We start from the raw sequence: 19,035 nt of genomic DNA, 5'->3' as shown, positions 1-19,035 counted from the left end.
CCTCTTCGGCGTTGCCGCCGGCCCAAGAAGCCGGGCCCAAGAGGCCGGGCCCAAGAAGGCCTGGAAGCCGGCCTCAGGGAGCCGGCCGCAAAACGTCAGGACCGGGAATGCCGGCCCACGGCTCAGTAGCGGATGGTCAACCGCCCGTCTCTGCCCGGAGCCGGATGAGCACGCGTCACCGGACGGGCACGTCAAGGTCGCGGAAGGAGGCGATCTTGACCGTGAGGTTTCTCGCGTTGTCCGGGAGGGCGAACAGGCTCCAGAACACGCGCGTCTGGCCCGGGGCGAACTTCTCGGTGCTGATGCGCACGCCGGAGACGTCGGTGCAGGCGCAGTAGAAATCGACACCGTCGTCCGTGGGCACCTCCAGGCGGCCAGGCAGGTACTGGCGGCGGGCGGCGGCGTCGGTCAGCCGGACGTTGCTGGCGGCCTGGTACTTGTAGCTCTCCCAGTCCTGCGCGTCGTGCAGGTCGTTGTACCAGGTCTCGGCCGAGCCCTGGTTGGTGATCGTGTACGTCAGGAGGCCGAGCCCGCCCGGCAGCCTGCTCAGCCCGGTGATCTCCAGGCCGATCGGCTGGCCCTTGGCCTCGCCGGTGGCCGTGAGCTCGCCCGCGTCAGGCGAGAGCGTGTGCACGACGTCCCCCGCCGGATCCGTCTGCTCCGACCTGGGCTTTTCGAAGGCGACGGTCACCCGGCGGTTGCGGCGCTTGCCCTCGTCGCTGTCGTTGCTGTACAAGGGGCGGCGCGAGCCGTACCCGCGAGCCTGGAAACGCGGGCCCTCGCGTGTCAGCAGGGCCGACAGGGCGCGCTGCACCGCCAGAGCGCGGCGCCGCGACAGCGGATCGTTGATGGCGTCGTTGCCGGAGGAGTCGGCATGGCCCTCCACCGTCACCACGGCGGCGGGCGACGCGTCGACGAGCTTGGCCGTACGGGCCAGCACGGTCTTGGCCTTCGGGGTGAGGTTGGCCTTGTTCACCGCGAACAGCACATCGGAGGAGAGGTGGACCTGCAGGTCCTTGCCGCTGTCTGTGGTCTCCTCCGACTTGTCCGAGCTCTCGGAAGGCAGGACGAGGCGGCGGGTCACCTTGGTGACGGGCTCGGCGTCGGGGTCGGGGAAGTCGCCGGCGGGCGGCGCGTCGCTGATGGGCACGTTCAGCATGGGCGGGCCCACAGGAGTGACGACCGTGGCGGTGGCGGGGTTCCCCGACGGAGCGGGCAGCACCGCGTACACGTTGATCGACTGACCAGGCTCGACGAAGTAGCCGAGCCCGTCACGGCTCTGGTCGCTGCACAGGCACGGGGAGCCCTCCGGCTGGTACGGCAGGAGCCAGACACGGGCCGTCGTGTCGAGGACGCCGATGCCCGACGCCCACCGGATCTCGCCGAGTTCACGGGTGTTGTCGCCCATCTCGCCGGTCCAGGGCACCTGCTCGGTGCCGGTGTTGGACAGGCGGAGCTGGGCGACGAGGTGCTTCCCCTTGACCCGGTTGAGCCCGACGACCTCGATCTTGAGGTTCTCGGTCATGGTGCTGCGGGTTTCGGCCAGGGCAGGACGGCTGTCCTGGCTGTCCTGGCTCTCCTGGGCCGACGCGGTCGGGGTGGCCGGGGCGCTGGTGGCCGGCTCGCTCGACGGAGAGGTCGCGGACGGGGACGGCGGTGCGGCTTCGCCGGTGGGCAGCACCCCGCAACCGGTCGCGGCGAGCGTGACTGCGGCGGCTAGAGCCAAGATCCGGTTGGACATGGCGAAGATTGTGCCATGCCCGAAATTTCGGCATGTACGGATGAGGAATCGGCGCGATGGATTCGACCTCGACGGGCGCCCTCCGGCACGGTCACAAACGGCGGCCGAGCGGTCAAGGGTGTGTCCCCGACCAGGCGAAAGGCCGGCACCGCGATGTCGCGTCGCCCTTGTCCGTCGAGCACGAAGACGCGGTGCCGGCCCGATGTCCCCTCGAGGTGTGGCGGGGTCACCGTGGTGCCTTCAGTCGCCTGCCGTGCTCAACCGGTGGTGCCGCTGAGCTCGTTCGGCGCCTGCGGCAAAGCCGTGCTCCGGGTCGTCTTCCCTGAGGCGAAGTCGACCGCGTGCACCTTCTTGCCCGCGGGGTCGCTCACATAGACGGTCCTGTCGCGGACGAAGATGTTCGGCCGCGGCTGCTGCCACTCCATCGGTTCCTTCCATTCGTCGAGCACCTTGATCGTCCTGGTGACCTTCGCGGCGGCCGGGTCGATCACGTGGACGGCGCCGTCGGTGCCGAGGACCAGGCCCTCACCCTGAGGGCCGCGGGCCAGGGAGCGGAAGGTGTAGCTGGTGCCGAGGTCCACCAGTTTCATCGTGCCGGTCCTGGTGTCGATGAGCGAGACCTGGGTGGGGCGCTCGAGTTCGGCGTCGGGGTCCTTCTTGTAGTCGCCCAGGACGACGGGCGACACCTCGGAGCCTGCCTGGTTGCCGATCCGGCCGTACTCGCCGGGGCTGTCGATCTTGCTGATCTCGCCGTCCTTGTACAGCAGGACGCCGTCCTCGCAGCCGATCACGACGGCCTCGCCCTGGGCCGTGGCCTCGCCGTGCACGCCTGGGCAGTCCTCGTTGCGGGCGATCTCCTTGCGGTCCTTGCCGAGGACGAGGATGCCGGTGCGTTTCTCCTCGGTGCCGAGGGTGACGACCAGCTCGCCGTTCTCCAGCTCGATCGCGACGCCGTGGTGCGGCGCCGCCGCCCTGTAGACCTCGCCCTTGGGCAGGCCGGCGCTCAGTTCCTCCGGATCGAACAGGGTCACCTCGCCGGTGCCGTCCGCGAACAGGACGGTGGTGCCCGCGTGCCGCACGACGTGGCCGGGTTTGGCTCTCTTGAACTCCTCCTCCTTCAAAGTGGCGGAGGCGGCGTCGAGCACGCGGAACCCGGTCGACGTGGAGACCAGGACGTGGTGCCGGTCCCCTGCGGGGTTGATCCGGTTGTACCCGCTGAGCGGGATGTCCTTGGCGAGTTCCAGGCTCTGCCCGTCGAGGACGTACAAGCCGCCGTCGTAGGTCATGACGACGGGAGCCGCCACAGGCTTCTGGGCGGCGGAAGGCGAGGCGGCGGAAGGCGAGGCGGGGGCGGGCGAGGCGGGGGCGGGCGCCGCCGTGGGCACCTGTGATCCACAGGCGGCGAGCAGGAGGCCCGCCGCGAGCAGTACCGCCGGAGCGGTGGTCCGTGGTCGGACGGTCATGTGTCGTGCACCTTTCATGGGGGTTCTTCAACGGTCATGGGGAGTTCTTCAACGGCCGTCGAGGCCGGCGGTGATGGCTCTGGTATTGCTGCGGATCATGTCGAGGTACGTGGCCGCGCCAGGGGAGCGCTGACTGAGGGACTCCGAGAAGAGGGTGACGACCTTGACGTCCACACCGGCTTCCGAGGCCAGCACCTGGGCGAGGCGGTCGGGCTGGGAGGAGTCGGCGAAGATCGCTTTGACCTTCGTCCGGTGGATCGCGTCCTTCAGCGCCTTCAGGTCCGAGGTGCTCGGGGAGGCCAGTGCCGTGCCGCTGGGGATCACGGCGCCGACGACCTGGAAGCCGTAACGCTGGGCGAAGTAGCCCAAGACGTGATGGTTGGTCACCAGACGGCGGGCCTCGGGCGGGATGGTGGCGACCTGCTCTTCGACCCAGGCGTCCAGCCGCTCGACCTGCGCGCGGTAGGCCGCGGCGCCGGCTCGTACGGCGCCGCCGTCGATGCCGGGCACGTTCGCGACGACCTGTTCGGCGATCAGGTCGACGGCCTTGGCCATGCGTCGCGGGTCGGTCCAGAAGTGGGGATCGAGGTGCCCCGCCGCCCTGTCGGCGGTGAAGCGGAGGGGCTGGACGCCCTCCCCGACGGCCAGCACGGGCACACCGCTGTACCCGGCGGCTTCGACGTTGCGCAGGACACCCTCCTCGAGCCCGAGCCCGTTGGAGACGATCAGGTCGGCGTCCTCCAGTAGCGCGGCCTCCTGGGCGGAGATGCCGAACGAGTGCGGGTCGGAGTCCGGCTTCATCAGCACGGTCACCTCGGCCTGGTCGCCGATGACGGCGCGGACGACGTCGCCGAGGATGTTCGTGGTGACGACCACCCGCGGACCGTGGCCACCGGTGCTCGCGCAACCGGCCGCCATCATGAGCACGATCGCCGTCACGAGCCGGCCGAGCGCGGTCATCGTCCGGTCTCCGTCATGTACGTGGGTGTGAAGCCGGTCTCGAACGTGCGGGCGCGCCTGAGGTCGTCGTTGTAGTCGATCTCGTGGACCGCTCTGGCGGCGGGGTCGTTGAGGTAGGCGCGGCCGGTGTCCACCTGGATGCTGGGGGAGCCGGTCAGGGGAGCGGTGAGCAACTCCGTCCTGGCGGTCTCGTCACCGGAGACGGGGTCGTAGGCGTGGAGCACGCCGTCCTCTGTCAGGGACAGGACCGGCGCGTCCTCGCCCACGGCGTTCACCGCCACCACGGGGCCGGTTTCCAGCAGTTTCCAGCGTTTGGCGGCGACGTCGAGCACCCATGTCCCCGAGTCGCCGGCCTTCGCCGCCAGCGTCGTGCTTCCGGGACGGTGCAGGAACTCTGTCGCGCGTTCGCCGTCCTTGCCCGTGCGTGGATAGCGGATCCTCTCGCCGGCGAACGCGCCCCCCTTCCTGGTGACCAGCAGGGCCCCGTCGGCACATCCGAAGATCACGCCACGTCGTGTCACCGCCGTACCCGCCGGGTCCTCGCAGGCGCCGACGGGGGTCCCCGCGCCGCCGGTCCGCGCGCGTGCCACGACGGCGCCGTCGGCGGCCATCAGCAGGTGCTCCTGGTACGGCACGGCGGCAGCGGCCCTGAGGCCGCCCGTCCCTGCGAGGTCGCCCTTCTCCATGCGCGCGCGGTCGAACAGCTCGACCGCGCCGTCCGCGGACCGCACGGCGGTGACCGCCGCGCCCTCGGCGGTCTCGTACGGCGGCCGCCCTGCGACCTCGCCGAGATCGCGCGCCGCGGTCCGGTAGTAGTGGAAATGGTCGCCGTGGTCGACGGCCCAGGAGCCGCCGTCGATGACGCGCAGGACGCCCGAGCCCGTCGTGAGGTAGGCGTAGCGGCCGTTGCCGGCGATGTCCCGCACACCTTCGACGTGAGCGACCGCGGAGGTCTCGCCGGTGAGCAGGTCGAGGACGTGAACCCTACCTGTTTCCCCATCGGCCAGGACGAGGCGGGGCTGCGGCTCGGGCATCTCCTCGGCGCCCTCGACGTACCCGTGCGGGATCTTCTCCTTGGTGTTCGCGGCCCTGCCGTCGCTGTGCTGGGCGGCGCATCCCATGAGCAGGGTTCCTCCGGCGAGGGTCGCCGCCACCACCCTGGACGTCGTTGTCGTCAACACGGCTGCCCCTCCGTGTCCTTTCCGAATGGGACCCGGCCAGGGGAGGGGAGCCGGTGCCGTAGGAGGTCGCCCAGGGCGGACAGGAAGAACAGGGCCACGGCGACCGCGGCGATCGTGGCGCCCGCGGCCGTCGCCGCGTGCCACGACACGACCAGGCCGATCACGGTCGAGGCGATCCCGAGCAGCGCCGCCCCGAGCATGATCGTCGGGATCCGGCGAGCCCACAGCGCGGCCGCCGCCGGAGGCCCGATGAGCAGGCCGAACACCAGCAGCGTGCCCACGATGTGGAACGAGGCGACGATGGCCAGCGTGACCAGGCCGAGCAGCAGGATGTGGGCCGGCCGGGGACGCATCCCCAGCGTGTGCGCCTTGCGCGGATCGAAGGCGAGCGCGACGAACATCCGGTGCCCGAGCACTGCGACCGCGGCGGTGACCGCGAGCGCGACGCCGAGCCCGGCCAGGTCCTGCCCTCTGACCGCCAGCACGTCGCCGAACAGAAAGGCGGTCAAGTCCACCGCGAAGGACTGGGAGTGCGACACGACGATCACGCCCAGGGACAGCATCCCGGCGAAGAGCAGCCCGATGCTCGTGTCCTGTGACAACCGGGGCGACCGGCTGAGCACGCTCACGCCCATCGCCATGCCGCCCGCGCTCAGCAGGGCGCCGATCAGGACGTTCACTCCGGCCATGGACGCGAGCGCCACTCCCAGGAGCATCCCGTGGGACATCGCGTCGCCCAGGAAGGCCATGCCGCGCAGCACCACCCAGGTTCCGGCGATCGCGCAGAGCAGGGACACCAGGATCCCGGCCCAGAGGGCTTGCCGGACAAATGACACGTGAAAGGGATCAAGCAACCAATCCATGACGCAGCACTCTACAATGAAAACCGTTGTCATTTTCAAGAGGAGGCTTCATGGTGGACGGTGAGGTGGTCGTGATCCGCGACATGACGGCGGGCTACGGCCGTAAGGCGGTCCTGCGCGGGCTCTCGGCCCGGCTGCCCCGCTCCGGCGTGACCGCCGTGGTCGGCCCGAACGGCTCGGGCAAGTCCACCCTGCTGGGAGTGCTCGCCGGGACCGTCCGGCCGTCACGCGGCGGGATCGAGCGAGCCCCCGCCGGCCGTCCCGGCTACGTGGTGCAGCGCGACGCCGTCTCGGACGCCCTGCCGATCACCGTGCGGGACACGGTCGCGATGGGTCGCTGGGCGTCGCGTGGCCTGTGGCGGCGGCTGTCGGCGCACGACTGGTCGACGGTGGACGACTGCATGGCCAGACTCGGCGTCTCCGAGTTGGCCGAACGCCAGTTGAGCGCGCTGTCGGGCGGTCAACGCCAGCGCGTCCTGCTCGCCCAGGCGCTCGCGCAGGAGCCTGGCCTGCTCGTGCTGGACGAGCCCGCGACCGGGCTGGATCCGGACGCGCGGCGGCACATCGCCGCCGTGCTCGACCGGGAGAAGGGGCGCGGTGTCACCGTGGTCCACGCCACTCACGACCTGGCCATGGCGATGGGCGCGGACCACTGCCTCCTGCTCCGGGCCGGGCGGCTGGCCGCGGAGGGCCCGCCCCGCGACGTGCTGGCGCCTCAGGCGTCGTAGCCGCCCCATCCAGTCTGTGCTCGGCCGAACCGAGCGCCTCCTCGAGCGGGGCCGTTGACGCAACCATTCGATTGCTATAGTGTGGCAACCGTTCGGTTGCTACTTATTGGAGGCTGTCATGGGCTTTCCCGATCGCATCGAGCGGACCGTGGAGGTCGCTCACCCGCCCGGCAAGGTGTGGGCGGCGCTCACCACGGCCGAGGGGCTGGGCTCCTGGTTCGGCAACGAGGCGACGATCGACCTGCGTCCTGGTGGGTCGGCCCAGATGAAGTGGACCGGTGGGTTCACGGTCGACATGCGGGTGGAACGGGTGGAGGAACCGACGGTGTTCGGGTTCACCTGGCACATCCACGGGCTGCCCGAGGACGATCCGCGCCGTACCTATGTCGAGTTCACGCTCGAACCGGTCGGCGCGGGCACGCGGCTGAGGGTGGTCGAGACCGGCTTCGCCCAACTGCCGGAGGACGCGTACCGCAAGGCGTACGACGCCAACATCCAGGGATGGGCGAGCGAACTGGGCGAACTGGTCGAATACCTCGATGCCGCCTGACATCGAGGCGATCGCCGAGCAGGTCTTCGTCGCCCTGGCCGACCCGAGCCGGCGCGCCATCCTGGCCGCGCTGGCCTCGGGGGGGCCGGCCACGGCCACGGATCTGGCCGATCGTCTGCCGATCACGCGGCAGGCGATCGCCAAGCACCTGGCCCTGCTGGCCGAGGCCGGCCTGGTGACGGCCGAGCCGGGGGAGCGGCGCCGGGTGCGCTACCGGCTTCGCTCCGCGCCCATGCAGGTGGCGCAGCAGTTCCTGGCCGCGCTGGCCCGCGACTGGGACGGTCCGCTCGGAGCGTTGAAGGACCACCTCGACCAGCGTGCGAGCGGCCCCGCCACGACCCCGCTCCACGAAACCGGAGGACAGCATGACTGATCACGGATTCACCACCACCTTCACCGTGGACCGGACCCCGATGGAAGCCTTCGACGCCGTCATCGACGCTCGAGGCTGGTGGTCGGAAGAGATCGACGGCCCCACCGACCAGCCCGGAGCCGAGTTCACCTACCACTACGAGGACGTGCACCGCTGCCGCATCCAGGTGACGGAGGCCGTCCCCGGCCGGAAGGTCTCCTGGCTCGTGGTGGACAACTACTTCGACTTCACCGAGGACAAGACCGAGTGGATCGGCACCACGATCAGCTTCGACATCTCGGACGAGGACGGCAAGACCGAGGTCCGTCTCACCCACCAGGGCCTGGTCCCCGCCTACGAGTGCTTCGAGGTCTGCTCCACCGCGTGGGATTTCTACGCCGGCAGCCTCCGGAGCCTGATCACCACGGGAGAAGGACAGCCCAACGGGCGCGGCCGCCCACGCCTGCCGCTTGAAGAAGCGGCAGCCGGGCAGGGGCGATAGCGACGGCTGTCCTCCTCAACGCGTCAGCGTGAACCTGAACCGAAAGGTGGACACCACCATGAGAACCCCATCGATCGTCACGCCGCAGGAGTGGGAGGCGGCGCACCGGCAACTGCTCGTGAAGGAGAAGGAGCTGACCCGCGCCCGCGACGCGCTGGCCGCCGAGCGTCGGCGGATGCCGTGGCTGGCGGTGGAGAAGGAGTACGCGTTCGAAGGCCCCGGGGGCAGGGCGAGCCTGCTCGACCTGTTCGAGGGCCGCCGTCAGCTGATCGTCTACCGCGCCTTCTTCGAGCCCGGCGTGTTCGGCTGGCCCGACCACGCGTGCCGCGGCTGTTCCCTGGTGGCCGACCAGGTCGCCCACGTCGCCCACCTGAACGCGCGCGACACCACTCTCGCCTTCGCCTCGCGCGCGCCGCAGCCCGACATCGAGCGCCTGAAGGCGCGGATGGGCTGGACGATGCCGTGGTACACCATGACCGACACGTTCGACGCCGACTTCGGCGTGGACGAATGGCACGGCACGAACGCGTTCATCCGTGACGGCGACCGCGTGTTCCGCACCTACTTCGTCAACAACCGTGGCGACGAGGCACTGGGGAGCACCTGGAGCTACCTCGACATGACAGCGCTCGGGCGGCAGGAGGAGTGGGAGAACTCGCCCGAGGGTTATCCCCAGACCCGGCCGTACGAGTGGTGGAACTGGCACGACGAGTACGGCGCCGCCGCCGAACCGGACCCTCGGTGGCTGGACAAGATCGCCGGGGCCTCCGGCGGCGACGACCTCGGCTCCACCCCCTCGAAGGGCGACGACACCATCTCGAAGGGCGACGACACCATGCGATCGTCCGGGTCCGCAGGGTGCTGCTGTCACGAATGAGCGGGCCGGGGCAGGCGTTGGCGGGCCCCGCGCCACGCCCGCGGCCCGCCGTACGGCGAAGGCGCGGGGAAGCCCCGCCGTGACGCCGCCGGCGCGGGACCACGAGGGTCCCGCGCCGGTCAGTGCCCAGCGGAAGACGGTCCTGTCAGCCCATTCCTCCCATTCCACCGAACCAGGTGTCGAACATGTCGACGACGTTGTCCACGATCTTCTGGCTTCGGGCGCCGAGTTCGGCGGTGGCGGCACCCCTCCGGTTCGTCTCGATCTCTATCTTCTCCGGTTTGAAGATCTGCTTCTCACTCTGGCCGGAGCCGCCGCTGCGCGGCAGGTTCGACGGTGGCCTGCCCTGCGGGTACATCCGGCCGTTGCCGTAGACGGTGTAGGACTGGGTCGGCTGTACGGAGCCGTCGTTCCTGTAGACCTGGCTGGGCCTCGGCTGTGCCGGCTGCCGGTTCGCCCTGGGCGGAGAGTGCCGCTGCTGCGCCCTGTGGCTGGTCGGCCGGCTCGCCGGGCGCGAGCGCGCGTGCTGGATGCCCCTGGGGATCCTGCCGGCCCGGTGGTTCCGCCGCTGAGACGCCAGCGCCATGCGCCGCTTGGCCGCCGCCTCGCGAGCCGCCTTCCGGGCCTCTCTGCGGGCCGCCATCGCTGCCCGTCGCTTCGCCGCGGCCTCCCGCGCCTTCCTGGCCGCCTCGGCCGCCTTCTTCCTGGCCGCCGCCAGCCGCCGCTTCTTCGCCTCGGCGAGGGCCCGCTTCCTGGCCGCCTCCTTGGCCCGCTTCTTGGCCTCTTCCGCGGCCCGTTTCCTGGCCTCCGCCAGGGCCCGCTTCCTGGCCGCCTCCCTGGCACGGCGGATCGCCTCACGCCTGATGGCGCGCTGGGCCGCCTTCTTGGCGAGGTAGCGGGCCCCGAGCCGGACACCGATCGCGACCACGACCCAGACCCACTGCCCGTCGGGGTCGCTCATGCTCACCGGGCTGTTGTTGGCGTAGGCGTAGGCGTTGAGCTGCTGCGGATCCACATCGTCGATGATCGGATCCACCGACAGGAAGCGGCCGTTCTTGGGGTCGTACTCGCGGGCGCCGAGGTGGATGAGCCCGGTCGTCGCATCCTGCGTGCCTCCGACGAATCCGCGCTGCCCGGGCCACCATGGCGGTGGCGCGCCCCGGTTCTCGCCGAACGGAGTCGTCCTCCGTACGGCCAGCTCGCCGTTGCCGGCGTTCACCGCGGCCTGCGCGGTGCCCAGGTGGTCGTTGGCCAGCAGGTAGACCTGGTTGTCGTTGGTGCGTACGGCGATGGGCTGGTCGTTGATGGTGTAGTAGCGGGTCTGCTCGACGACGTCCTTGGCGAAGTCGAAGCGCAGCTCCATGTCGTCGACGTAGAGCGTGGCGTCGGTCGGCGTCTTGCGGATCAGCCGGTCGCCCTCCGCGTCGTAGACGAAGGACGTCGTCTTGCCCGCCTCCGTCACCGACTCCAGGTTGCCTTCGGCGTCCCAGACCAGGGTCTGGTCCGAGGTGCCGACCTTGCGCCTGGTGGTGTTGCCCGCGGCGTCGTACTCGAAGAGGTCGGCGCCGACGGTCTGCAGCGCGTGCGGCTGCTTGCCGCCGGCCTGCGGGTAGGTGTAGGAGCGGACCGTCTCGCCCGCGCCGCCCCAGGCGTGCTTGGTCTCCTTGGTCCGGTTGCCGGTGGAGTCGTAGGCGTAGCTGAACGCGTACGGGGCCACGCCGCCGATCTTGTCCGACTGCGGGCTGCCGCTGGCGCAGTCGTCGGTGCCCGTCCAGGCGGAGGTCAGGCGGCGCAGGTGGTCATAGGCGAAGCACTGCGTGTCCTGACCGCTCGCCCCTCTGTCAGCGATCTTGGTGATGTTGCCGACCGCGTCGTAGGTGTAGTTGAGGTCCAGGTCGGTCGCCGGGGCGCTCTCCCTGTCGAGCCGCATGCTGGTCAGCCTGCGGCTGGTCTCGTCGTGGGTGTAGGTGAGCCAGGTCTTCTTGCCTCCGGTGCCCAGCTCGTACTGCAGGGTCTCGCCCAGCTTGGAGTAGCGGGTCGCGGTCACGTACGACGACAGGCCGGTGACCTTGGTCGGCTGGCCCAGCTCGTCGTAGCTGTAGACGACCGACTCCTGCTCCAGGCCTCCTGCGGCGGGGAAGCTGACGGACTGGACCTGGTCGTCGAGCGTGTAGCGGGTGTTGAGGACGTACGAGCCCGCCAGCCTGCCCTCCCGGGCGGGGACGGTGACGGTCTCGCGCAGCGGGCGGTAGTCGGCGTCGACGGCGTTGATCTCCGCCTTGTACGCCTGCCCGTCCACGTACCGGATACTGGCGTTCTTGTGGCCCTTGGCCAGGGCGTCGTACTTCCACTCGGCGAGCAGCGGGCCCGTCGCGGAGTTCTCGCGCAGCTCCTTCTCACGGCCCAGCTCGTCGTAGACGTACCACAGGGTCCTGCCGCGGGCATCGGTGGTGCTGACGAGCTCGTCGGCGTCGTTGTACGTCATCGTCGTGACGCCCTTGTCGGGGTCCTCGGTCTTGATCTCCCGGCCGCGCAGGTCATAGTGGTGGCGCCACACGTTGCCTGCCGAGTCGGTCACCGTGGACAGCCGTCCGGCGTGGTCGTAGGTGTACTTGGTGGAGTCGTACTCGCCGGTCGGGGTCGCGCCCTTGTACTGGCGCAGCTCGATCAGGCGGTCCTCGGCGTCCCCGATACGGGTGGTCGCGGTGCCGCCCGCGGGCGGCGTCACGTGGATCCTGTCACCCTCCTGCTTGGACGAGACCCGGTACTTCTCCACCCCCTTCGCCTTGAGGACCTGGGCGTTGACGTCACCCACGCCGTCGAAGAGGGACACGACCTGCGCGGGCACGTCGGTGTCGGCCACCGCCAGCAGGTCGGTGGAGGGCGTCCCGGTGGCGAAGTAGCCGGTGTTGGCCTTGGACTGCTCGCCCAGGGAGTTGTAGAAGGTGTCGGTGATCGTGCGGCCGTCGCGCAGCGCGGGGTCCTGCGTCTGGTCGTCCCTGGGCGCCGGTTCCTGGGTCTGGCGCTCGCGGGTCAGGCCGTCGTACAGCTCGTGGCTGGAGGTGTAGCCGCCGTCGGCGCGCAGCGTCTTCGTGGTGACGATGCTGGGGCCGTCGGCGCGCAGGACGTAGGCGTACTCGGTGCTGGGCGACTGCCCTGCCGCCTTGTTGCGGTCGGCCTGCCAGACCTTGGTCAGGCGGCCGACCGCGTCGTACTCCAGGTCGACGCGCCGGTTGTTCGCGTCGACCTCGGCGACGGGCTCGCCCCAGGCCGGTTCGAGGATCGTACGGTCGGTGTGGCCGAGCTGGTTGGTCTCGGTCATCTCGGAGGGGAGGGTGCCGGTGGCAGGGCTGTAGGCGGTCACGGACCTGGTGCCGATCGCGTCGGTCTCGCTGGTCTCGCGGCCGTACACGTCGTAGGTGTGGGCGCTGTCGACGATCGTCGCGCCGTCTCCGGAGACGATCTGCTGGACCGAGGTCACATCGCCCTTGCTCGGTGCCTGACCGTACGGCTTGCCGTCGTACTGGACCTTCTCGTCCGAGATGACGTCACCGGCGGCCAGCGCGGACACGGCGGTGCCGCAGCTCGCGGCGACCTTCTGGACCCGGCTGGGGTAGTCGAGCATCCAGCTCGCGTCGTTGCGGGCGTAGGTGTAGCTGGTGCACTGGTCGTCGTCGGGCGTGGTCAGGTCGCCCTTCTCCTCCACCTGGGTGAGCAGGCCCTTGGTGTCGTACGAGCGCTCCTCGCCGGTACGCCGCCAGGTACCGCCGGGCAGCGAGGTTCGGGTGACCATGGACTTGGCCTCGACCACGTGCGCGGTCTTGGTGACGCCGCCCTGCGTGGACTCCGCGGTCTTCACCGACCACGGCTGCTCGACCTCCGCCTTCAGGACGGCCCCGCCGTCGCCGTCGTACAGGATCTCCTCGTGCTCGAGGCCGGAGTACTGGTCGAGGTCGTCCAGTTTGGCTCCCTCGGAGTCCTGGACCTGCGCGCTGCGCTTGGAACCGTCGGACTGCTTGTCGCCGTGCATGCCGCGGAAGTACCGGAACTCGGTGAGCGTGCGCTTGGTGTCCTGCCCGTCGCCCTCACGTACCCGTACCCGGCCGAACCCGCGGAAGTCCGACCAGGTGCGGTGCTCGGGCTTGATGAGGATGTTCTCGGCGTAGTGCCAGGCGGCGCCGTCCAGGTACTCGTAGCTGGTGACCACGTTGGGCGAGGCCGCGACGCGGTCCACCTCGACCGTCTGCGACACCACGTACTTGTGGAACCAGTCGGTGACCTCGGTCTCGTCCTGCGGCGTCCAGCGTTGCGGGAAGCACCGCTTGGTGTTCTTGTCGGCCGCCGGCAGTTCGCCTGGCCTGCACTCGGCGGGGGCGTAGTTGATCCGCAGCTCGCCGCCGGTCCCGTTGTCGACCGACTGGACTCGCCACTTGACCAACGGGGCGCGGCCCTCGGTGGCGTCCACCCTGTTGGGGAGCTGGACGCCGACGAACGTGGTCTTCGGCAGCGTGATCGTGCCGCCCACATGACCGGTCTGCTGGACGGAGGCCAGCCACAGCGACGGGCTGAGGCCGTCACCCGTGGCGGGGAACTGGTGGGTCAGCGCCCAGGAGTCCACCGGGTAGTACTGGCCCGCGCTGTTGCGGACCTGGGTGGTGACCTTGGTCAGCCGCTTGCGGGTGAAGAACGTCGGCGTCAGGCGGTCGATGCACTTCACACCGGCGTCGCAGATCTGGTCGAACGGGACGTCAGGCCAGTGACTGGCGGTCTCCTTCTTGAGCTGGTCGGGGGCGCAGGTCACGGTGCCGCTGGGCAGGCAGCGCTCGGCCACCTCGAACAGCACGCGGGCCGCGGGGGCCGTGGTGAACAGCTCGTTCTGCAGGTAGCCGTAGTCGATGCGGCTGAGGTAGGCGCCACGCACGTACTGGGTGCCCAGTTCGGGCTTGGAGTTGCGGCCGTAGTAGTTGGTCTCGCGCTCGTACCAGTACGTGGTCGCGTTCCCGTGGGTGTCCACGGCGTAGTCGAGGTTCCACCGGTAGGCCTGCTGGCACCAGGCGTTGGCCGGGGTGCTGGAGTAGCAGGGCTCGCCGCTGTTGTTCCCGAACACCGGCGCCGTCTGGACCGATCTGGTCTCCGGCTTGCCGGTCGCCCAGCCGGGCAGACGGTTGATGCCGAAGGTGTACTGGGTGCCGTCGGCGGTGGTGACGCGCCAGTACTCACCGTTGTTGTCGCCGTTGGTGGCCCCGGTGAGGTACTCGATGCGGGTGCCGTCGTCGCGCTTGGGCCGCCACTGCTTGGTCGTGGCGTCCTTGACCAGTTCGACGGCGGAGCTGCCGAGCGCCAGGGTGGCGTTGTCCTGGTCCCAGCACAGGTCGCCGGTCTTCTTGCCGTCGATCATGCAGGACTTGTAGCGGCGCTCGATGTAGCCGCTGGGGTTGAGCTCGAAGCCGTCGCCTGCCCATGACGCCTGGTTGTTGGTGGAGGCGGTGCGGCCGTCCACGCTCTGCGAGGAGTAGGCCAGCGAGATCTCCGGCTCGTCGCCGCCCAGCGAGGGCGGCGTGCGCATGTCGTAGTCCCAGGTGAAGTCGCCGGTCTGGGTGCCGACGCTCCAGTCGGCGGAGGGCGACAGCGAGGTGGCCGAGTGGTCGCCCGACTGGCCTGAGGCGGCGGCCGTGAGCGCGTACACGGCGCCGGTCTCGACCTCGGCGGTCAGGGTGCCGGCCTTGGCGTCGTTCTCGCTCTTCACCGGCTCGGGCGGGGCGCAGTTCGTGGCGGCCGTGTCGAGCGCGCATTCGTCGAGCTTGACCATGCGCAGCCGGGCGCCGTAGTCGCCGCCGTAGGCGTAACGGAAGCCCGAGTAGTCGACCTGCAGGCGGGTCTTCCTCGCCGCCCTGGCCGCCGCGACACCCTGGCCGGGGGTGACGCGCATCGCCAGTCCCAGCCGGTCGGTGTCGAGCAGTTCCACGCTCACCGGCTCGGCGGCCTCGGCCGCTTTGGCCTCCCCTCGCCGTGGGGCCAGCTTCACCGGGAAGCCGGCCGCCAGCGTGGTGGCGCCGCCCAGCTCGGCTTTCTGGGGCCGGGGCCAGGTGATGCCAGGCGGCGCCTTCCACGCCTGTTTCTGCACGGGATCGGCCATCGGCGGCAGGACGGGGACCGCCTTTCCCTTGACCGGCGTCTCCTTCTGCACCGAAGGCGCCGGGCGAGGGTCGGCCGAGGCGGGCACGGCGTACACCAGTGGCACGACCAGGAGGACGGGGAGCATGGTCGCGAGCCTGCGTGGCCAGGGCGACTCGCGCTTGGGCTCCTGGAAACGGTTCCAGGAGGAGTCGGGAAGGTCGGGTTCCTGGGGCGGCGGAAAACGATTCCAGCGGGATTCGGGCAGCTCTAACTCATCCGGCAGATCCATTGGACCTCTCCCAGTCGGGGTGCGGTACGGGAGTTACTGGGCGGCTAGCTGTGCGATTTGCTCGGCGTTCAGCACGCCGTCATAGGTGCGGACGTCGTCCACCGCCCCGGGCCAGAAGCCGGTGAAGACGCCTGCGGACTTGGTCCGGCCCAGTTGCAGCGGGCCGGTGGCGTTCCATGCGCTCAGATGGGCGGTGACGGTGGTCGTGGACAGGCGGCCGTTGACGTAGATGCGGAGCTGACCGGCCAGCGGGTCGTACACACCGGCGACGTGGGTCCACTCCAGGGGGTTGGGGATGTCGTCGGAGCGGGTGCGGACGAGGGCGGCGGCGTCGGTGTCGGCGGCGGCCATGCCGAGGGTCCACCGCTGCTGTTCCTTGTCGAAGCCGAGCTGGAATCCGGCGGCCCTGCTGCCCGGCTGGGCCACGGCCGCCGTGTCACGGGTGGGCAGGTAGTCGAGCTGGGTCCAGGCGGCCACGGTGAACCCGGTCCTGGTGTTGACCGCGGGCGCGGTCGTCTGGGCGTAACCGGTGACGCCGTCGAGCGCGAGCGCGCCGTCCAGCCATCCCGCCGTCCACGAGGCGGCTCCGGACAGCGTCGCGGCCGTCGCCCGGCCCGAGGCGTCGGCCGCCGACGAGCCGGACTCCTCGTCCAGCTTCCAATGGCCGACCAGCGTGGCAGCGCTGTTGACCAGGTCGGCGATCTCGTCGGCGAACATGGCGCGGCCGTAGACCCGCACCTCGTCGACGTCCCCGGGCCAGTGCTCCGAAGCCGCCCCGTTGACCTTCCCTCGGCCGATCGTCAGGGGGCCTGTGGCGTTCCACGGCGGCGAGACGGCGACCGTGGCCTCCAGTTTGCCGTTCACGTAGAGCGAGACCTGGCCGGCCGCCGAGTCGTAGACGCCGGCCAGGTGGGTCCACTCGTTCAGCCGGGGCGCGGCCGCGGACAGGGCGCGCACCACAGGCGCGCCGTCCGCGTCCGAGCCCGCCATGGTCAGCGCCCAGCGGTCGTTGGCCTTGGCGTACTGCAGCGCGAACGCGCCGGTCCTGCCGCCCTCCTGGGTGACGGCGGTGGCGGAGGCGGCCGTGCCGGTCAGGCGGGCCCAGGCGCTGACGGTGAAGTTGCGGCTGGTGTCGATGACAGGGCCGGAGGTCTGGGCGTAGGCGCCGGCCAGTTTGAGCGCCGTGCCGGTCCTGCCGGAGGTCCAGGTCGCCCCGTACAGCGTCGCCGGGTGGGCCTGCGCGGCGTCGGCGGCCAGGGTGCCCTGGCCCTCGTCCATCGCCCAGTGGCCGCTGGGGCCCCTGCCCGCGTTGACGTTGAAGACGTAGGTGCGGATCGGGCCGAGCTGGCCCGCATGGTCCTTGCTGCGAACCGACAGCACGTTGGGGCCGTCGTGACGCGGCGTCAGCGCGATCGTGGCGGTGCCGTCCTGGCCGGGCGCGACCTCCGTCCTGGGCGTGGTGTCGAGGCCCCAGACGTAGGCGGCGACGTCGGCGACGCCGTTCGGGGCGAACGCGAACGTGCCGGGGAGGCCGACCCCGTCGCTCCAGCCGTTCTCCGCGTACTGGGGCGAGGAGATCTCCGGCTCCCTGCCGGGGGCCGTGGTGTCGACGGTGGCCTCGCACCAAGGACTCCAGGCGCTGGTGGCCTTGCCGTCCTCGGCACGGACCCGCCAGCGGATCAGCGCGCCGTCGGCGTAAAGGCTCAGCGGGATCGTCGCGTAGAAGGCGGTGCCCGTCGATCCCATGGGGGTGAGGTGCTCGCCCGTCTTCACCCCTGCGGCGTTGTACCACTCGAAACGGCCCTGGACCGAGTTGTCGGCGTCCGACAGTTTCGCCCACAGCTTCGGTGCGGCGGTGCTGATGATCGGCCGTTCTTCGCCGGAGACGCAGGGGCCGCCCGGGTCCGACCAGGCGTCGGCGGCCACCGGGTTGCCGGGCAGCGAGTTGTACTCGATGACCAGGCTCGGGTTGTTCTTGAACTTCTTCCAGGCGTACACGTCGGTCTCGCTGGTGGCGCGCAGGCCGATGGTGACGTTGGGCCACTTCTTGGCGGCGGCGTCCACGACCTGCGAGGTGACGTCGAACTCGACGCCGCCGGGCATACAGGACGGACCCCAGCCCTTGGCCACGTTCACCGTGGAGAGCAGCCTGGCCCAGGTGGGCTGGTTGTTCCAGGTGGTGCTCTTGCTGATGGGGTTGGTCGCCCAGGCCTCGACCTTGCGGGCGCTGCACGAGTACGACCACGTCTCGTACGTGCGCAGCGTCGCCTTGATGATCTGCTTGCCGTGGATGGTCGAGCCGGTGTTCATCTGGAAGAACGAGCGGTTCTTCTGCGACTCGACGTGACCCACCCTGGCGACGTCGCTGGAGTTGAGGTAGTTGGAGTTGGGCCAGTTGCTCCAGACCGCCGTCCAGGCGTTCCGCGCGGCCGAGAAGTACGGGTCCAGGTAGACGGGGAACCGCGTCTTCGGGTCCGTCATCATCTTCCTGTCAGGCCTGAGCCGCAGCTGCCTGCCCACCAGTTCCACGCCCATCGTGGCCTCGCGGGCCTCGGGAGAGCGGCCCTCCTTGAGCGCCTGCGGGCTGGTGATCCCTTCGGAGTCCCACATCTTCGGGGTGGGCGCGACGAAGATCGTGCCCTCGTTCCTGTCGACGGCCTCGAGGTTGCCCGCCTTGTCCGAGGCCACCGACAGGCCGGAGACCGACAGCGGGAACGTCAGCTCCGTCATGCTCGCCGCGGCCGCTCGCGACTTGACCACCAGGAGGTGGGAGAAGCCGTCCACGTCCGCGGTGACCTGGAGGTCCACGCCGGGCATCACCTCGGCGTAGGTGGCGGTGTCGCCCTTCAGCGTGGGCTTGGGCAGCGCGCCCTGCCAGCCGAGTTCGAGGGACTTGGCGCCGCGCGACAGCTTGGCCAGCGGGGCCTCGCCGCCGCCGGAGAACGTCAGCCCGACCGCCGCCGCGGCCGGGCCGACCGTGCCGTCGGGGTTGAGGCGGAGGGTGGTGTCGACGGGGACCCAGCCGCCGGACTGGCGTACGCGTACCGGCCGTACGTTCTGCTCCAGAGTCAGGGTGCCGTCAGGCTTGGCGAAGACCTGGCGGGTCTCGGTCCGCATCGACTCGATCTCGACCGGCCCGCCGCTGCGGCGGGCCGCCGCGACCGCGGACTCCTCCGTCGTCGATCGCTCCTGGACGCTCTCCGGTGGCTCCGGCGCGGTGTCCGCCCTGGCTGTCACCGCCGGGGGGATCGCTAATATCAACGTCGCCGTGATCAGCCCACGCAGTACCCGCATACGTCCTCGCCCATGGTGAGCAGGGGTTACGCGCGGGACGGGCCACCCGCCCGGCGTCTCCACGATCTTCGATTGACGATCGGATTTTCACCCGGCCTCTACTGTCTGTCCAGAGTTC

The 19,035-nt window shown here is 70.3% G+C and carries 12 protein-coding genes; 5 read left to right on the top strand and 7 right to left on the bottom strand.

Features of this window, described 5'->3' with window-relative positions:
* Window positions 1-175 precede the first annotated feature (175 nt).
* From ACFSKW_RS42850 to aztB, 5 genes are all read right to left on the bottom strand, one after another.
* A complete protein-coding gene (locus tag ACFSKW_RS42850; protein WP_379580112.1) occupies window positions 176-1,741 on the bottom strand; it encodes an OmpA family protein in 1,566 nt (521 codons plus the stop codon).
* A gap of 257 nt (window positions 1,742-1,998) precedes the next feature.
* Complete coding sequence (aztD, locus tag ACFSKW_RS42845) at window positions 1,999-3,204, bottom strand: zinc metallochaperone AztD (RefSeq protein ID WP_379580110.1); 1,206 nt, start codon at window positions 3,202-3,204, stop codon at window positions 1,999-2,001.
* 48 nt (window positions 3,205-3,252) lie between these two features.
* On the bottom strand, window positions 3,253-4,164 hold the full coding sequence (gene aztC, locus ACFSKW_RS42840; protein ID WP_379580109.1) for a zinc ABC transporter substrate-binding protein AztC: 912 nt from the start codon (window positions 4,162-4,164) through the stop codon (window positions 3,253-3,255).
* The gene (locus ACFSKW_RS42835) at window positions 4,161-5,345 is read right to left on the bottom strand and encodes a PQQ-binding-like beta-propeller repeat protein (protein WP_379580108.1); all 1,185 of its coding nucleotides are present in this window, start codon (window positions 5,343-5,345) and stop codon (window positions 4,161-4,163) included. Before ACFSKW_RS42835 ends, aztC begins: the two co-directional genes overlap by 4 nt.
* A complete protein-coding gene (aztB, locus tag ACFSKW_RS42830) occupies window positions 5,339-6,208 on the bottom strand; it encodes a zinc ABC transporter permease AztB (RefSeq protein ID WP_379580106.1) in 870 nt (289 codons plus the stop codon). The genes ACFSKW_RS42835 and aztB overlap by 7 nt, the downstream gene beginning before the upstream one ends.
* Before the next feature lie 50 nt (window positions 6,209-6,258).
* Between aztB and aztA the strand changes: the two genes are divergently transcribed.
* From aztA to ACFSKW_RS42805, 5 genes are all read left to right on the top strand, one after another.
* Window positions 6,259-6,936 carry a zinc ABC transporter ATP-binding protein AztA gene (gene aztA / locus ACFSKW_RS42825; protein ID WP_379580104.1) on the top strand — a complete coding sequence of 226 codons (678 nt, stop codon included), beginning with the start codon at window positions 6,259-6,261 and terminating at the stop codon, window positions 6,934-6,936.
* Between the two features lie 118 nt (window positions 6,937-7,054).
* Window positions 7,055-7,486 (top strand): SRPBCC domain-containing protein, encoded by a 432-nt coding sequence (locus ACFSKW_RS42820; protein WP_379580103.1) that lies wholly within the window; start codon window positions 7,055-7,057, stop codon window positions 7,484-7,486.
* Window positions 7,476-7,859 carry an ArsR/SmtB family transcription factor gene (locus tag ACFSKW_RS42815; RefSeq protein WP_379580101.1) on the top strand — a complete coding sequence of 128 codons (384 nt, stop codon included), beginning with the start codon at window positions 7,476-7,478 and terminating at the stop codon, window positions 7,857-7,859. Before ACFSKW_RS42820 ends, ACFSKW_RS42815 begins: the two co-directional genes overlap by 11 nt.
* Window positions 7,852-8,340 carry an SRPBCC family protein gene (locus tag ACFSKW_RS42810; protein ID WP_379580099.1) on the top strand — a complete coding sequence of 163 codons (489 nt, stop codon included), beginning with the start codon at window positions 7,852-7,854 and terminating at the stop codon, window positions 8,338-8,340. The genes ACFSKW_RS42815 and ACFSKW_RS42810 overlap by 8 nt, the downstream gene beginning before the upstream one ends.
* A 58-nt stretch (window positions 8,341-8,398) precedes the next feature.
* Window positions 8,399-9,217, top strand: coding sequence for a DUF899 domain-containing protein (locus ACFSKW_RS42805; RefSeq protein WP_379580097.1), 819 nt, complete (start codon window positions 8,399-8,401; stop codon window positions 9,215-9,217).
* A gap of 145 nt (window positions 9,218-9,362) precedes the next feature.
* Here the strand turns inward: ACFSKW_RS42805 and ACFSKW_RS42800 are convergent, their stop codons facing one another.
* Window positions 9,363-15,479: an RHS repeat domain-containing protein gene (locus tag ACFSKW_RS42800; protein WP_379580095.1), complete on the bottom strand. Its 6,117-nt coding sequence runs from the start codon at window positions 15,477-15,479 to the stop codon at window positions 9,363-9,365.
* A 177-nt stretch (window positions 15,480-15,656) separates the two neighbouring features.
* Window positions 15,657-18,917 (bottom strand): LamG-like jellyroll fold domain-containing protein, encoded by a 3,261-nt coding sequence (locus ACFSKW_RS42795; RefSeq protein ID WP_379580093.1) that lies wholly within the window; start codon window positions 18,915-18,917, stop codon window positions 15,657-15,659.
* Window positions 18,918-19,035: the final 118 nt, after the last annotated feature.

It is taken from the genome of Nonomuraea mangrovi (assembly GCF_042681425.1).
Lineage (GTDB): Bacteria > Actinomycetota > Actinomycetes > Streptosporangiales > Streptosporangiaceae > Nonomuraea > Nonomuraea mangrovi.
The sequence above is the reverse complement of the archived record's forward strand: the minus strand, read 5'-3'. Positions and strand labels throughout refer to the sequence as shown.

Bases quoted from the DNA above. Each gene is read 5' to 3' on its own strand.
- ACFSKW_RS42850 (WP_379580112.1), bottom strand. From the start codon at position 1,741: ATGTCCAACCGGATCTTGGCTCTAGCCGCCGCAGTCACGCTCGCCGCG.
- aztD (WP_379580110.1), bottom strand. From the start codon at position 3,204: ATGACCGTCCGACCACGGACCACCGCTCCGGCGGTACTGCTCGCGGCG.
- aztC (WP_379580109.1), bottom strand. From the start codon at position 4,164: ATGACCGCGCTCGGCCGGCTCGTGACGGCGATCGTGCTCATGATGGCG.
- aztB (WP_379580106.1), bottom strand. From the start codon at position 6,208: ATGGATTGGTTGCTTGATCCCTTTCACGTGTCATTTGTCCGGCAAGCC.
- aztA (WP_379580104.1), top strand. From the start codon at position 6,259: ATGGTGGACGGTGAGGTGGTCGTGATCCGCGACATGACGGCGGGCTAC.
- ACFSKW_RS42820 (WP_379580103.1), top strand. From the start codon at position 7,055: ATGGGCTTTCCCGATCGCATCGAGCGGACCGTGGAGGTCGCTCACCCG.
- ACFSKW_RS42815 (WP_379580101.1), top strand. From the start codon at position 7,476: ATGCCGCCTGACATCGAGGCGATCGCCGAGCAGGTCTTCGTCGCCCTG.
- ACFSKW_RS42810 (WP_379580099.1), top strand. From the start codon at position 7,852: ATGACTGATCACGGATTCACCACCACCTTCACCGTGGACCGGACCCCG.
- ACFSKW_RS42805 (WP_379580097.1), top strand. From the start codon at position 8,399: ATGAGAACCCCATCGATCGTCACGCCGCAGGAGTGGGAGGCGGCGCAC.
- ACFSKW_RS42800 (WP_379580095.1), bottom strand. From the start codon at position 15,479: ATGCTCCCCGTCCTCCTGGTCGTGCCACTGGTGTACGCCGTGCCCGCC.
- ACFSKW_RS42795 (WP_379580093.1), bottom strand. From the start codon at position 18,917: ATGCGGGTACTGCGTGGGCTGATCACGGCGACGTTGATATTAGCGATC.